Origin of the sequence: Streptomyces sp. NPDC002566 (genome assembly GCF_042889585.1) — a bacterium.
Classification (GTDB): domain Bacteria; phylum Actinomycetota; class Actinomycetes; order Streptomycetales; family Streptomycetaceae; genus Streptomyces.
Genome location: NZ_JBIARD010000001.1, coordinates 38891 through 52246, shown reverse-complemented (window position 1 = coordinate 52246; position 13356 = coordinate 38891). Strand labels below are relative to the sequence as shown.

Sequence of the window (13356 nt, the reverse complement as noted above, 5' to 3'; positions counted from 1 at the left end):
GATGATGGCACGCTGCCGGGGGCCCGGAGGACGGCCTGCGCGTCCCGATGCCATGACGTGATCAGGCTGTGACCGGTCGTTCGAGCAACGTCAGTGCGAGCCGCGGAAGTTCCGTGCGGTCCGCGGCGGCCCCACTCAACCAGTGCACCCGCGGGTCGCGCCTGAACCATGAATCCTGACGGCGCGCGAAGCGCTTGGTGGCTCGCACGGTCTCGGCGCGCGCCTCGTCCATCGTGCACTCGCCGGCCAGCGCCGCCAGGACCTGCTGGTAGCCGAGTGCGCGCGACGCCGTACGGCCCTGGCGCAGGCCCCGCGCCTCCAGCGCGCGCACCTCGTCCACGAGCCCCGCGTCCCACATGCGGTCGACGCGGCGGGCGATGCGCTCGTCGAGTTCGGGGCGGGCCACGTCGACGCCGATCTGGACGGTGTCGTAGACGGAGTCATGGCCCGGCAGGTTGGCCGTGAAGGGCCTGCCGGTGATCTCGATCACCTCGAGGGCGCGGACGATACGGCGTCCGTTGCTGGGCAGGATCGCCTGCGCGGCCTCGGGGTCGGCGGCGGCGAGGCGGGCGTGCAGCGCGCCGGAGCCGCGCAGGGTGAGCTCCTCCTCCAGCCTGGCGCGGACCTCGGGGTCGGTGCCGGGGAACTCCAGGTTGTCCACGGCGCCGCGGATGTAGAGCCCGGAGCCGCCGACCAGGATCGGCCAGCGCCCCTCGGCGAGCAGCGCGTCGATCCGGGCGCGGGCCAGCCGCTGGTACTCGGCGACGGAGGCGGTGACGGTGACGTCCCAGACGTCCAGGAGGTGGTGCGGGACCCCGGCGCGTTCCTCGGGCGTCAGCTTGGCGGTGCCGATGTCCATGCCGCGGTAGAGCTGCATGGAGTCGGCGTTGACGACCTCGCCGCCGAGCTGCTGGGCCAGGAAGACGCCCAGATCGGACTTTCCGGCCGCCGTGGGGCCGACGACCGCGATGACGCGAGGGGTGGAGGATGCGCTGCTCACCGTGACAGTCTCCCAAACCCCGCAGCCTGCCCCCGAACGAGTGAGGTGACGGGGCTGGTCCGGCGTCGTTTCCGGCCCGCAGCGGGCGACGCGGGAAGCCGCCCGCGCGAGTACCGTATGGAGTGATTGCGGGCGTTATCGCACATCTCGTTCTGCTTCTGCGGAGAAGGTGACCCATGGGTCTTCTGCACAACTTGAAGTCCAAGCTCGCCCCGGCCAAGGACAAGGTCTCGGACCTGGCGCACCGGCACGAGGAGAAGATCCATCACGGGATCGACAAGGCCGCCAGGACCGTCGACGAGAAGACGAAGGGCAAGTACAGCGACAGGATCCATTCGGGCACCGGCAAGGCGAAGGGCGCCATGGACCGGCTCGCCCACAAAGACGGACCCCACGCGCACAAGGACGGGCCCGGAGCCGGCGACACGTTCACGCCGCCGACCACACCGCCGCCGCCGAACTCCTGAACCCCACCCGCACACCCCAGCAAGGCGTCAGGACCAGGCGGCGACCATGTAGCCCACGCCGTACGGGGCGTCCTCGTACAGCAGCGTGCCCGTGAGACCCGCGGCCTCGGCCGCGCCCGCGAGCACCTGCCACGGGGCCCGGCCGGAGGCTTTCAGCTCACGTGCCACACGGACGTCGAGCGCCTTGAGCGCCTCGACGTCCGCCGCGCCGAGCGCCCGTGCGACGGCGGCGTCGAACGGGGCGGCGCGCTCGTCGAGGTAGCCCGGCGCCTTCACGGTCCGGCAGGCGCTGGCGTCGCCCATGACCAGAAGGGCGACCCGGCCCGACCGCGCGCCGATGTCCCTGCCGACCTCGACGCAGCGCTCGGCGGCCAAGGGCTCGCCCACGCCGAGACCCTCGACGGGAACGTCGGGCCGTCCGGCGTGCTCCAGCAGCCAGGCGCCGACGACGAGGGACGGCGGCAGCTCCACCGCGGGGCCCGTGCCGTCGACGGCACGGCCCAGGCGTACGGAGAGGTCCACGCCGAAGCCGCGGAAGGAGCCGTGCGCGCCCTCGGGGTGCGCTCCTCGTCCGGGCTCGTCGGCGGGGCCGACGATCACGAGGCGGTCCGGCCGGGCGGCGGCGAGCACGCCCACCGCTTCGGCGCACGCGGCGCGCGCGCCGTCCAGCTCGGACGCGGCGCCCGCGGCCACCTCGGGCACGAGCAGGGGCGGGCAGGGGCAGACTGCGGCGGCGACCAGCATGATCAGTCGCAGCCGCACCCGCTGCCGACGGCCACCGGGAGCGGCGCGGGGGCGCCGATCCCGGGCAGGCCGAGCATGACGCCGGCGGAGCGGGCGGCCTTCTCGGCGTGCCGCTTCTCCCAGGCGTCACCCGCGCGCGTGCGGCGCACGTCGAGGACCGCGCCCTCGGCGAGAAGGTGGTGCGGAGCTGCGTAGGTGACCTCGACGGTCACGACGTCGCCGGGACGCACCTCCTGCTCCGGCTTGGTGAAGTGGACCAGACGGTTGTCGGGGGCGCGGCCGGAGAGGCGGTGGGTGGCGCCGTCCTTGCGGCCCTCGCCCTCCGCCACCATGAGGTCGAGCTTGCGGCCGACCTGCTTCTTGTTCTCCGCCCAGGAGATCTCCTCCTGGAGGGCGACGAGACGCTCGTAGCGCGCCTGGACGACTTCCTTGGGGATCTGGTTCTCCATGGTCGCGGCGGGGGTGCCGGGGCGCTTGGAGTACTGGAAGGTGAACGCCTGCGCGAAGCGGGCCTCGCGCACGACGTGCAGGGTCTGCTCGAAGTCCTCCTCGGTCTCGCCGGGGAAGCCCACGATGATGTCGGTGGTGATCGCCGCGTGCGGGATGGCGGCGCGCACCTTCTCGATGATCCCGAGGTAGCGCTCCTGCCGGTAGGAGCGGCGCATCGCCTTCAGGACGGTGTCCGAGCCGGACTGCAGCGGCATGTGCAGCTGCGGCATCACGTTCGGGGTCTCCGCCATGGCCGCGATCACGTCGTCGGTGAAGTCGCGCGGGTGCGGGGAGGTGAAGCGGACGCGCTCCAGACCCTCGATCTTTCCGCAGGCCCGCAGCAGCTTGCTGAACGCCTCGCGGTCGCCGATGTCGGAGCCGTAGGCGTTGACGTTCTGGCCGAGCAGGGTGATCTCGCTGACGCCCTCGCCGACCAGGGCCTCGATCTCGGCGAGGATGTCGCCGGTGCGGCGGTCCTTCTCCTTGCCGCGCAGCGCCGGGACGATGCAGAAGGTGCACGTGTTGTTGCAGCCGACGGAGATGGACACCCAGGCCGCGTACGCGCTCTCCCGGCGGGTCGGCAGCGTCGAGGGGAACGCCTCCAGCGACTCGGCGATCTCGACCTGCGCCTCCTCCTGCACGCGCGCGCGTTCCAGCAGGACCGGCAGCTTGCCGATGTTGTGCGTGCCGAAGACGACGTCCACCCAGGGCGCCTTCTTGACGATGGTGTCGCGGTCCTTCTGGGCCAGGCAGCCGCCGACGGCGATCTGCATGCCGGGCCGGGAGGCCTTCTTCGGCGCGAGCCGGCCGAGGTTGCCGTACAGCCGGTTGTCGGCGTTCTCGCGGACCGCGCAGGTGTTGAAGACGACGACGTCCGCGTCCCCGTCCGATCCCTCGGGGGCGCGCACGTATCCGGCGTCCTCGAGCAGCCCGGACAACCGCTCGGAGTCGTGGACGTTCATCTGGCACCCGTAGGTGCGGACTTCGTAGGTCTTCACGCCCTCTGCCCGGGTCCGGTCGCTGCTGCTGGTCATGGGACAAGGGTAGGCGCTCGGGAACGGTGCCCCGGATCGCCGTTCGACGCGGGAGCCGGCGGGGCCTCACGGGTGCTCGCAAGGCCCCCTCAGGGGTAGATCAGGCTGGCGCGGATCGCGTGGCGGGGGGCGAACCGCCGGCCCTGTGGTGGTCGCGGCGGCGCGGCGACTTCGACCGCAGAGCGCGCCCGAGGTGTGGGAGGAGACGCCGGTCGGCGACCGGGACGGGCCCGCGCGCGACGATCCCGCGACCGGGCCGCGCCTCAGGCCGCGCCGCCCGGCTGCCATCCCTGGCGGCGCAGCACCGCCGACACGTCCGGCGCCTCGTAGTGCTCCCCTTTGAGGACCTTGCCGTCGGCTCTGCGGGCGACCTGCCCGTCGGGGCCGATCTTGGTCATGTTGGAGCGGTGGATCTCGGCGATCACCTCGTCGAGGTCGATGCCGTGGACCAGGGCGGTGCCGTAGGCGACGTAGACGACGTCGGCCAGTTCGTGCGCGAGCCGGTCCAGCGGGCCGTCCACCGCCACTTCGGCCACCTCGGCCGCCTCCTCGGCGAGCAGCTCCCCGCGATGCCGGGCGAGGCGGGGCGACACCGTCGAGGGCGTGCTGCGGGCGTCGAGTCCGAAGGCGAGGTGGAACGCGCGGACCAGGTCGGCGGGCGAGGACGAGCTCATGCACCGACTGTAACGACGGCCACTGACAACGCCTCCCGCCCCGCCTCCGGCGCCCGCTCCCGTCGCCCTGTGTGACCCTCGCCCTGGTCACCGTCGCCTCCTGCCTGGCAGGATCGCGCGCATGTCCAAGGTGTTCCCCCGTGCCGGCAGGGGCCGCGTCCTGTCGGGTGCGGCCGGCGTCGTCGTGCTCGGGCTGCTGCTGTGGTGGCTGCTGCCGCTGGGCGAGGAGCCGCCGAGCGGCGCGGTCACCCTCAGCACGGGCACCACGAGCGGCGTCTACTACGAGTACGGCAGCCGCCTGCGCAACGAGCTCGCCGAGGACATGCCCGACCTGGACGTGGACCTGACCGCGAGCAACGGCTCGCAGGAGAACGTCGCGCGCGTGGCGGCGGGCCAGGCCGACTTCGCGATCGCCGCCGCCGACGCCGTGGAGACGTACGAGGCGCAGCACACCGACGCCACCGCCCGGCTGCGCGGCGTGGCCCGGCTGTACGACGACTATGTGCAGCTGGTCGTGCCGCGCGACTCCGCCGTCCGCTCCGTCGCGGACCTCAAGGGCAGGACGGTCGCCACGGGGCTGGCCCGGTCCGGGGTGCGGCTCATCGCGGAGCGGGTGCTGCGGGCCGCGGGGCTCGATCCCGCGAAGGACATCACGGCGATGGCCGAGGGCATCGACACCGGGCCCGAGCAGCTGCGGCAGGGCAGGATCGACGCGTTCTTCTGGTCCGGCGGGGTGCCGACGGCCGGTCTGCAGGACCTCGCCAACCGGTTCACCTTCCGGTTCGTGCCGATCGGCCCCGAGCTCGTGGCCAAGATGCACGAGCAGGACGACGCCACCGGCTACTACCGGGCGACGAACATGCCCGAATCGGCTTATCCGACCATCCAGAACGGCGCGACGGTGCCGACGATCGCGGTCTCCAACCTGCTGATCACGCGGGCGGACATGGATCCGAGGCTCACCGAGTGGCTGACCCGGACCGTGATCAAGAGCCGGGACGGCATCGGCCGGCACGTCCACTCCGCGCAGCTGGTCGATCTGCGCACCGCGATCTACACCGACCCGCTGCCTCTGCACGAGGGCGCCAAGCGCTACTACAAGTCGGTCAAGCCGTAGAACGCACTCGCTGGGAACAACTCGCTCTCACCACGTGGGAGGCCTCAGCCCGTCGGCCGTGACCTGGGCACCGACACCGTCACCCTGAGCCCGCTGGGCTCGTGGTGCTCGTAGGTCAGGGAGCCGCCGCCGGCCGCGAGGAGGGCGCGGGAGATGGACAGGCCGAGTCCGGAGCCCTTGATGTTCTGGTGACGGCCGCTGCGCCAGAAACGGTCGCCCACGCGCGCGAGTTCCTCGTCGGTCAGCCCGGGCCCGTTGTCGGTGACGACGACGGTCGTGGCGTCCCCGTCGCAGGCGACCGCCACCTCGACGCTCTCGCCCTCGGGCGTGAACTTCACCGCGTTGTCGATCACCGCGTCCAGGGCGCTGGAGAGCGTGACCGGGTCGGCCCAGGCGGTGGTGGCCGGGCAGTCCCCGACCAGGCTCACGCCCTTGGCCTCGGCGGTCGGCGCCCAGGCCGCGACGCGCTCGGCGGTGAGCGCTCCGATGTCGGTGACCCTGAGATCGGCCTCGGTGTGCTCGGCCAGTGCCAGGTCGAGCAGGTCGTCTAGGACCTGGGCGAGGCGCTTGCCCTCGCTCTGCACGGAGGCGATCTCCTCGTTGCCCTCGGGGAGTTCGTACGCCAGCAGTTCGATGCGCAGCAGCAGCGCCGCGAGGGGGTTGCGCAGTTGGTGCGAGGCGTCGGCGACGAAGGCGCGCTGCTGTTCCAGGACGTCCTCGACGTTGTCCGCCATCTCGTTGAACGACCGGGCCAGCCGCCGCAGTTCCGGCGGTCCGCTGGCGACGGCGACCCGGGACTTCAGACGGCCGGTGGCGATGTCGTGGGTGGTGGCGTCCAGGACCCGGACGGGCCTGAGCACCCAGCCGGTCAGCCGGAGGGCCGCGCCGATGGCGAGGAGCATCGCGGCGATCTCGCCGGCGCCGACGACGAGCCAGCCGTGCAGGATCCGTGAGCGCATCGCCCCGGTGGGCGAGTCGGTGACGACGACGGCGACGACGTCGCCGTCGCGGATGACCGGTGACGCCACGACGAGCCGGTTGCGCTGCCATGGCCACACCTGTCGGGGGTCATGGCTGCGGCGGCTGAGGAGCGCCTCCTCGAAGGCGTCCCGCACCTCGCCCGACTTGGGGAGGTACCAGTCCCTCGGCGCGTGGGCCATGGGGGCGTCGGTGCCGTAGAAGACGCCGGCACGGATGCCGTAGACGTCGTAGTAGCTGGCCAGTTCGCGGACGAGCGCCTCGCGCCGTTCGTCGGGGGACGTGGGCTCGGCGGCGCTCGGCGCGGTGACGAACTGGGCGAGGGCGGCGAAGCGGGCCGTGTCGTCGATGCGGTCGACGACCACGTCCTGCTGCTCGGCCCGGGCCACGCTGACGGCCAGCGGCACGCCCAGCGCGAGCAGGACGGCCGCCATCAGGACGATGAGCAGGGGGAGCAGCCGGGTCCGCACACCGTCCCCGCTAAGCGGCCGGGGCGACGAGCCGGTACCCGACGCCGCGCACGGTCTCGATCAGGGCGGGCATGCGCAGTTTGGCGCGCAGCGAGGCGACGTGCACCTCCAGGGTGCGCCCGGTCCCCTCCCAACTGGTGCGCCACACCTCGCTGATGATCTGTTCCCGGCGGAAGACGACGCCGGGGCGCTGGGCGAGCAGCGCGAGCAGGTCGAACTCCTTGCGGGTGAGCTGGATCACCGAGCCGTCGACGGTGACGCGTCGGGTGGGCAGTTCGATGTGGACGGGGCCGAGGCGCAGTTCGTCCTCGCCGGCCTCGGCCGGGTCCTCGGGCGCGGTGCGCCGGCTGACGGCGTGGATACGGGCGAGCAGTTCGCCGGTGTCGTACGGCTTCACCACGTAGTCGTCGGCGCCGAGGTTGAGCCCGTGGATGCGGGAGCGCACGTCGGAGCGGGCGGTCACCATGATGACCGGGGTCGAGGTGCGCTTGCGGATCTTGCCGCAGACCTCGTAGCCGTCCTGGTCGGGCAGCCCCAGGTCGAGCAGGACGACGCCGAAGCCGGGGCCTTCCGGGACGAGCGCCTGGAGCGCCTCCTCGCCGCTGCGCGCGTGGGTGACGTCGAACCCGTGCCGCTTGAGGACCGCTGACAGCGCGGCGGCGACGTGGTTGTCGTCCTCGACGAGCAGCAGTCTCACCCCGGCCTCCTTCGGTTCATCGGGCGTACGATCTGATTCTGTAGAAAGTCGTACGAACTGGACGTGTGGTTTCAGCACACCACCGGCGCGGCGCACACGCGCGTGCACGGTGGAAGTCACGCTGATGGACGAGGACGCCGTCAAGTGGGTTCCGGTTGCGCGGAGCTTCCGTTATCCGCCCGATACGCGCCCAGGTCACAAGTGCTACGACACGTGTCCGATTGCTATCGGATCGTGATGCTCAGATTCCCCTCAGATGTAATGACGCTGGTCGCGAGTGGTTACTACTGTCCTCCGAAACCGAGGAGGACGGAGCCTTAGAGCGATGACCGAAGTATCGGTGGCCAAGGAAGACGCGGCCGCGCCCGGCGAACTGGTCGTCCTGAAGAGCGTCAACAAGCACTTCGGCGCGTTGCACGTTCTCCAGGACATCGATCTGACGATCGAGCGCGGTGAAGTCGTCGTCGTCATCGGACCCTCCGGGTCCGGCAAGTCCACCCTGTGCCGCACCATCAACCGTCTGGAGACGGTCGACGCGGGGACGATCACGATCGACGGGAAGCCGCTGCCCCAGGAGGGCAAGGAGCTGGCCCGGCTGCGCGCCGACGTCGGCATGGTCTTCCAGTCGTTCAACCTGTTCGCGCACAAGACCGTGCTGCAGAACGTGATGCTGGGCCAGATCAAGGTCCGCAAGGCGGACAAGAAGAAGGCGGAGGAGAGGGCCCGCGAGCTCCTCGACCGGGTCGGTGTGGGCACCCAGGCCGACAAGTACCCGGCCCAGCTCTCCGGCGGTCAGCAGCAGCGCGTCGCCATCGCGCGGGCCCTGGCCATGAACCCGAAGGTCATGCTCTTCGACGAGCCGACCTCGGCCCTCGACCCGGAGATGATCAACGAGGTGCTGGAGGTCATGCAGCAGCTCGCCCGGGACGGAATGACCATGATCGTCGTCACCCACGAGATGGGCTTCGCGCGATCGGCCGCGAACCGCGTCGTCTTCATGGCGGACGGCCGGATCGTCGAACAGGCCACGCCCGACCAGTTCTTCAGCAACCCGCGCAGCGACCGCGCCAAGGACTTCCTGTCGAAGATCCTTCACCACTGACGGCGCGCCGCCCGGCGCACCGCCCCGGCGCATCCCGCGCCGCCCCGACGACGATCCGCGCCACAGCACCCGGAACACCGGTCCGCGTCACCCGGCCCGGATCACCGACCCTCGTCACCCGCCTTTCGACGGCCCGCATTCCTTCGTCTCCCGAAGGCATCATCCAAAGGAAGTTCACCATGAAGCTTCGCAAGGTCACCGCCGCCTCGGCCGCCGTCCTCGCCCTCACCCTGAGCGCCACCGCGTGCGGCGGCGGCGACAAGGACTCCGGCTCCGGGGGCGACAAGGTCAAGGTCGGCATCAAGTACGACCAGCCCGGCATCGGCCTGAAGAAGCCTGACGGCTCCTTCTCCGGCTTCGACGTGGACGTGGCGACGTACGTGGCCAAGGAGCTCGGCTACGAGCCGAAGCAGATCGAGTTCGTCGAGACCAAGAGCGCCGACCGCGAGAACGCGCTCGCCCGCGGCGACGTGAAGTTCATCGTGGCCTCGTACTCGATCAACGACAAGCGCAAGGCCAAGGTCGACTTCGCCGGCCCCTACCTGCTGGCGCACCAGGACCTGCTGGTCAAGTCCGACTCCAAGATCGCCAAGGGCGCTGACCTCAACGGCAAGAACCTGTGCTCGGTCGCCGGGTCGACCTCGGCGCAGAACATCAAGGACAAGATCGCCCCCAGCGCCAACCTGCGCCAGCTCCCGGGCTACTCGGAGTGCATCGCCGCCCTCCAGAGCGGTGCCGTCGACGCGGTGACCACCGACGACTCGATCCTCGCGGGCTACGCCTCGCAGGACAAGTACAAGGGCAAGTTCAAGCTGGTGGGCGAGCAGCTCAGCAACGAGAACTACGGCATCGGCGTCAAGAAGGGCGACAAGGCCACGGTCGACAAGATCAACGCCGCGCTGAAGAAGATGGTCGACGACAAGTCGTGGCAGAAGGCCGTCGACGAGAACTTCGGCCCGGCCGGCTACAAGAACGAGCCCGCCCCGAAGATCGGCGTCGTCGTCAAGTAACCCGGCGCCCGCCGCCTCAGGAATCCCGCGGCCGACGTGGGGTTCCGCGGGCGGGCCGCCCGCCGTCGCGATCACGACGGGCGGCCCGCCACGCCCTCCACGTACGCCACCCACCCGGAAGCGCGGGAGATCGTGTTCGACTTTCTTGAAGGCTACGACGTCCTCGGGGCGTTCTGGATGACGGTCAAACTGACCGTCTTCTCCGCCGTCGGCTCCCTGGTCTGGGGCACCCTGCTGGCCGCCATGCGGGTCAGCCCCGTACCGATGATGCGCGGGTTCGGCACCGCCTACGTCCACATCGTCCGGAACATCCCTCTGACCGTCATCATCGTCTTCACCTCGCTCGGCCTCGCCGACATCTTCGGTATGACGATGGGCGCGTCGAACGACTTCGAGCTCCAGGGCTTCCGGCTCGCGGTGCTCGGACTGGTCGCCTACACCGCGGCCTTCGTCTGCGAGGCGATCCGCTCCGGCATCAACACCGTGCCCCTCGGGCAGGCCGAGGCGGCGCGCGCGATCGGGCTGGGCTTCAGCCAGACGCTCACGCTCGTCGTGCTGCCGCAGGCGTTCCGTGCGGTCATCGGCCCGCTGACCAACGTTCTGATCGCCCTCACCAAGAACACGACCGTGGCGGCCGCGATCAGCGTGCCCGAGGCGGCGTTCCTGATGAAGGAGATGATCGAGAACGAGGCCCAGACCCTGGCCATCGGCGCGGTCTTCGCGTTCGGCTTCGTGGTCCTGACCCTTCCCACCGGCCTGCTGCTCGGCTGGCTCGGCAAGCGACTGGCGGTGAAGCGATGAGTTCCGTCCTGTACGACTCCCCCGGCCCCCGCGCCAAACAGCGCAACGTCATCCTCTCCGTCCTCTTCGTCGTCCTGCTCGCTCTGGCCCTGTGGTGGGTCTGGCAGAAGATGGACGACAAGAAGCAGCTCGAGTGGGCCCTGTGGGAACCGTTCACCACCTCCGAGGCCTGGACGACCTATCTGCTGCCGGGCCTCGGTGACACCCTGAAGGCCGCGGCGCTGGCCATGGTCATCGCCCTCCCGCTGGGCGCCTTCCTCGGCATCTCCCGGATGTCCGACCACCGCTGGGTGAGCATCCCGGCCGGCGCGGTGGTCGAGTTCTTCCGCGCCATCCCGGTGCTGCTGCTGATGCTGTTCGCCAACGAGTTCTTCGTCCGCTCGACGAACGTCACCAGCGAGGACCGGCCCCTGTACGCGGTCGTCACCGGCCTGGTGCTCTACAACGCCTCGGTCCTCGCCGAGATCGTGCGGGCCGGAATCCTCGCCCTGCCCCGCGGGCAGACGGAGGCCGCGTACGCCATCGGTCTGCGCAAGGGGCAGACGATGAGCAGCATCCTGCTGCCGCAGGCCGTCACCGCGATGCTGCCGGCCATCGTCAGCCAGCTGGTCGTCATCGTGAAGGACACCGCGCTGGGCGGCGTGATGCTCGGTTTCACCGAGCTGCTGAACGCCCGCAGCACGCTGGCGGCCAACTACGCCAACGTGGTGCCCAGCTTCATCGTGGTCGCGATCATCTACATCGTGCTGAACTGGCTGCTGACCTCCTTCGCCTCCTGGCTGGAGGGGCGGCTGCGGCAGAGCAAGCGCGGCACGGGCGCGGTGCTGGCCGCGGACGACGTCGAGGACAACCCGGCCGCGGTCCCGGGCACCGCGGGCACGGGCGCGGGCGGCGGCGGCTGACGCCGGCTCACTCCGTGTGACCCGTGCGGCCCTCTGGGCCCTAAGGAGGCAGTGGCGTGCGCGCCGCTGCCTCCTTCGCTTGACGCGGGAACCGGCAATAGGTTGCATACGTTCTGTGATCGTGCACCCTGCTCCTACCTCTTGTTCGCTTACGTCCCCGAGGACACCGTCGCAGGCAGGGGGCATCGCACCGTGGACCCGGTGATCATCGTCGGAGCGGGGCCGGTCGGGCTCACGCTGGCCCTGGCGCTGGCGCGTCAGGAGGTGCCGTCGATCGTCCTGGACGAGGGCCCCGGCAAGGACGAGCCGCGGCTGGCGCGCACGGTCGTGCTGCGCGAGGACACCACCGCCCTGGTGGAGCGGCTCACCGGCGCGTCCCTGGCCGGGGCCGGTGTCCGCTGGTCCGGATGGCGGGCGATGCGGCGCAAGCAGGTGACGCGCGAGATCGTCTTCGGCGACGGGGAGCCGGCTCCCCTGCACATTGCCCAGCACGTGCTGACGGGCGTCCTGCGCACGGCCCTCGCGGACGAACCGCTGGTGCGGATCGCCGTGGACAGCCGCCTCGACACCGTCGAGCAGGAGTCCTCCGGAGTCAGCGCCCACACCCGCGGTCCGGGCGGCACCTGGTGGCGCGGCAGCTACCTGGTCGGCTGCGACGGCCCCCGCTCCACGGTCCGCAAGCTCCAGGACATCCGCTTCCCCGGGCGCACGGCGGTCGAGCGGCACGCCGTCGCCGCGCTGCGCACCGAACTGCCTTGGGAAGATGAGGCGCTGCTGCACCGGGCGCCGCCGTGGCGCACGTCGGGCCCCTCCGCCGGAGAGGTCCTCGGACGTCCGCTGCCGGACGGTGTCTGGCGGCTGGACTGGCTGCTGCCGCCCGGCAACGACCTCGTCACACCCGAACTGCTGGTGGCGCGGGTCCGCGAGACCCTGGCGGGCTGGAGCGGCGGCTCGACCCCGGCGTACGAACTGCTCGACACCGGCGTCCACACGGTCCACCACCGGCTGGCGCGCCGCTGGCGGGCGGGGCGGGTCTTCCTCGCCGGGGACGCGGCGCGTCTGCTCGGCGCGCTGGGCGCCCAGGGCCTGGACGAGGGGCTGCGCGACGCCGACAACCTCGCCTGGAAGCTGGCGCTGGCCTGGCACCACGGGCCGCGCGAGGCGCTTCTCGACAGCTACCAGACGGAACGGCGGGCGGTGGTCGCCGCCCGGCTGCGCGCCGCCGACCAGGCGCTGCCGCTGCTGCGCGGCGGCAAGGGCATAAGGGCGTACGTGCCGGGCGCGGCGCGGGGTCATGACGCGCTGCTCACGGAAGGCCACGTGGGGCGCGGCGCGCTGGGCGCTCCGGGCACGTACGCCGACTCCCCGCTCTCGCCCCGCCGGCTGGAGGGCGAGACGCCGGTGGACACTCCGGCGGGGTCGCCGGTCGAGGACGTGCGGGTGACCGCGGAGGACGGTTCCTTCGTACGACTGCGGGACCGGCTCGGGCGGGGCGCCCTGCTCGTGGTGCTGGTCGCGCCGGGGACGGGCGTCTGGGAACGCAAGCACTGGGTGGGCGCGGGCGTCATGCCCCGTCTCGCCGCCGCGGTGACGGCTCTGCCGAGCCCGGCCGAACTGCTGGTGGCCGAGAGCTACCCGGGGGCGGCCGCGCACACCGTGCTGCTGGTCCGCCCCGACGGGCACCTGGTCACCGCGCTGAGCGGGGTCCGCCCCGCCGACCTGCACGCGGCCGCGGAGGCGGCCGTGGGCGGGGCGGTCGACGCGGAGACGAAGGGGCAGGGGGAAGCGGAGGCTCGGAGCGAGGCGGGGGCGGGAGCGAAGTGAGGGCGGGAGCGAAGTGAGGGCACTCACCGTCACCCTGGGGTCCACAT

General features: G+C 71.4%; 13 protein-coding genes. 7 read left to right on the top strand and 6 right to left on the bottom strand.

Translation table 11 applies throughout. The features are described 5' to 3' along the window. Positions 1 to 61: 61 nt before the first annotated feature. Positions 62 to 1000 (bottom strand): tRNA (adenosine(37)-N6)-dimethylallyltransferase MiaA, encoded by a 939-nt coding sequence (miaA, locus tag ACFYXA_RS00220; protein ID WP_352245839.1) that lies wholly within the window; start codon positions 998 to 1000, stop codon positions 62 to 64. A gap of 176 nt (positions 1001 to 1176) precedes the next feature. Between miaA and ACFYXA_RS00215 the strand changes: the two genes are divergently transcribed. Next, complete coding sequence (locus ACFYXA_RS00215; protein WP_351091959.1) at positions 1177 to 1467, top strand: antitoxin; 291 nt, start codon at positions 1177 to 1179, stop codon at positions 1465 to 1467. 27 nt (positions 1468 to 1494) lie between these two features. On the opposite strand, the gene ACFYXA_RS00210 is transcribed toward ACFYXA_RS00215, so the two are convergent. The 3 genes from ACFYXA_RS00210 to ACFYXA_RS00200 form a co-directional block, all read right to left on the bottom strand. Then, positions 1495 to 2211: a class III extradiol dioxygenase subunit B-like domain-containing protein gene (locus ACFYXA_RS00210; RefSeq protein WP_389028969.1), complete on the bottom strand. Its 717-nt coding sequence runs from the start codon at positions 2209 to 2211 to the stop codon at positions 1495 to 1497. Between the two features lie 2 nt (positions 2212 to 2213). Beyond that, a complete protein-coding gene (gene miaB / locus ACFYXA_RS00205) occupies positions 2214 to 3734 on the bottom strand; it encodes a tRNA (N6-isopentenyl adenosine(37)-C2)-methylthiotransferase MiaB (RefSeq protein ID WP_352245838.1) in 1521 nt (506 codons plus the stop codon). A gap of 263 nt (positions 3735 to 3997) precedes the next feature. Next, positions 3998 to 4408 carry a MazG nucleotide pyrophosphohydrolase domain-containing protein gene (locus ACFYXA_RS00200; RefSeq protein WP_352245837.1) on the bottom strand — a complete coding sequence of 137 codons (411 nt, stop codon included), beginning with the start codon at positions 4406 to 4408 and terminating at the stop codon, positions 3998 to 4000. Between the two features lie 121 nt (positions 4409 to 4529). On the opposite strand from ACFYXA_RS00200, the gene ACFYXA_RS00195 reads away from it, so the two are divergent. After that, positions 4530 to 5525 (top strand): TAXI family TRAP transporter solute-binding subunit, encoded by a 996-nt coding sequence (locus ACFYXA_RS00195; RefSeq protein ID WP_389026974.1) that lies wholly within the window; start codon positions 4530 to 4532, stop codon positions 5523 to 5525. Between the two features lie 44 nt (positions 5526 to 5569). Here the strand turns inward: ACFYXA_RS00195 and ACFYXA_RS00190 are convergent, their stop codons facing one another. After that, positions 5570 to 6973 (bottom strand): HAMP domain-containing sensor histidine kinase, encoded by a 1404-nt coding sequence (locus tag ACFYXA_RS00190; protein ID WP_352245835.1) that lies wholly within the window; start codon positions 6971 to 6973, stop codon positions 5570 to 5572. 10 nt (positions 6974 to 6983) lie between these two features. Next, on the bottom strand, positions 6984 to 7670 hold the full coding sequence (locus ACFYXA_RS00185; RefSeq protein WP_130438247.1) for a response regulator transcription factor: 687 nt from the start codon (positions 7668 to 7670) through the stop codon (positions 6984 to 6986). A 325-nt stretch (positions 7671 to 7995) separates the two neighbouring features. On the opposite strand from ACFYXA_RS00185, the gene ACFYXA_RS00180 reads away from it, so the two are divergent. From ACFYXA_RS00180 to ACFYXA_RS00160, 5 genes are all read left to right on the top strand, one after another. Beyond that, positions 7996 to 8772, top strand: a complete 777-nt coding sequence (locus ACFYXA_RS00180) for an amino acid ABC transporter ATP-binding protein (RefSeq protein WP_351091949.1) — start codon at positions 7996 to 7998, stop codon at positions 8770 to 8772. Between the two features lie 179 nt (positions 8773 to 8951). After that, positions 8952 to 9782, top strand: coding sequence for a glutamate ABC transporter substrate-binding protein (locus ACFYXA_RS00175; RefSeq protein WP_389026971.1), 831 nt, complete (start codon positions 8952 to 8954; stop codon positions 9780 to 9782). A gap of 132 nt (positions 9783 to 9914) precedes the next feature. Next, positions 9915 to 10583, top strand: a complete 669-nt coding sequence (locus ACFYXA_RS00170) for an amino acid ABC transporter permease (protein WP_389028966.1) — start codon at positions 9915 to 9917, stop codon at positions 10581 to 10583. After that, the gene (locus ACFYXA_RS00165; RefSeq protein ID WP_389026968.1) at positions 10580 to 11485 is read left to right on the top strand and encodes an amino acid ABC transporter permease; all 906 of its coding nucleotides are present in this window, start codon (positions 10580 to 10582) and stop codon (positions 11483 to 11485) included. The genes ACFYXA_RS00170 and ACFYXA_RS00165 overlap by 4 nt, the downstream gene beginning before the upstream one ends. A 192-nt stretch (positions 11486 to 11677) precedes the next feature. Further along, positions 11678 to 13309, top strand: coding sequence for an FAD-dependent monooxygenase (locus ACFYXA_RS00160; protein WP_389026966.1), 1632 nt, complete (start codon positions 11678 to 11680; stop codon positions 13307 to 13309). Positions 13310 to 13356 lie beyond the last annotated feature (47 nt).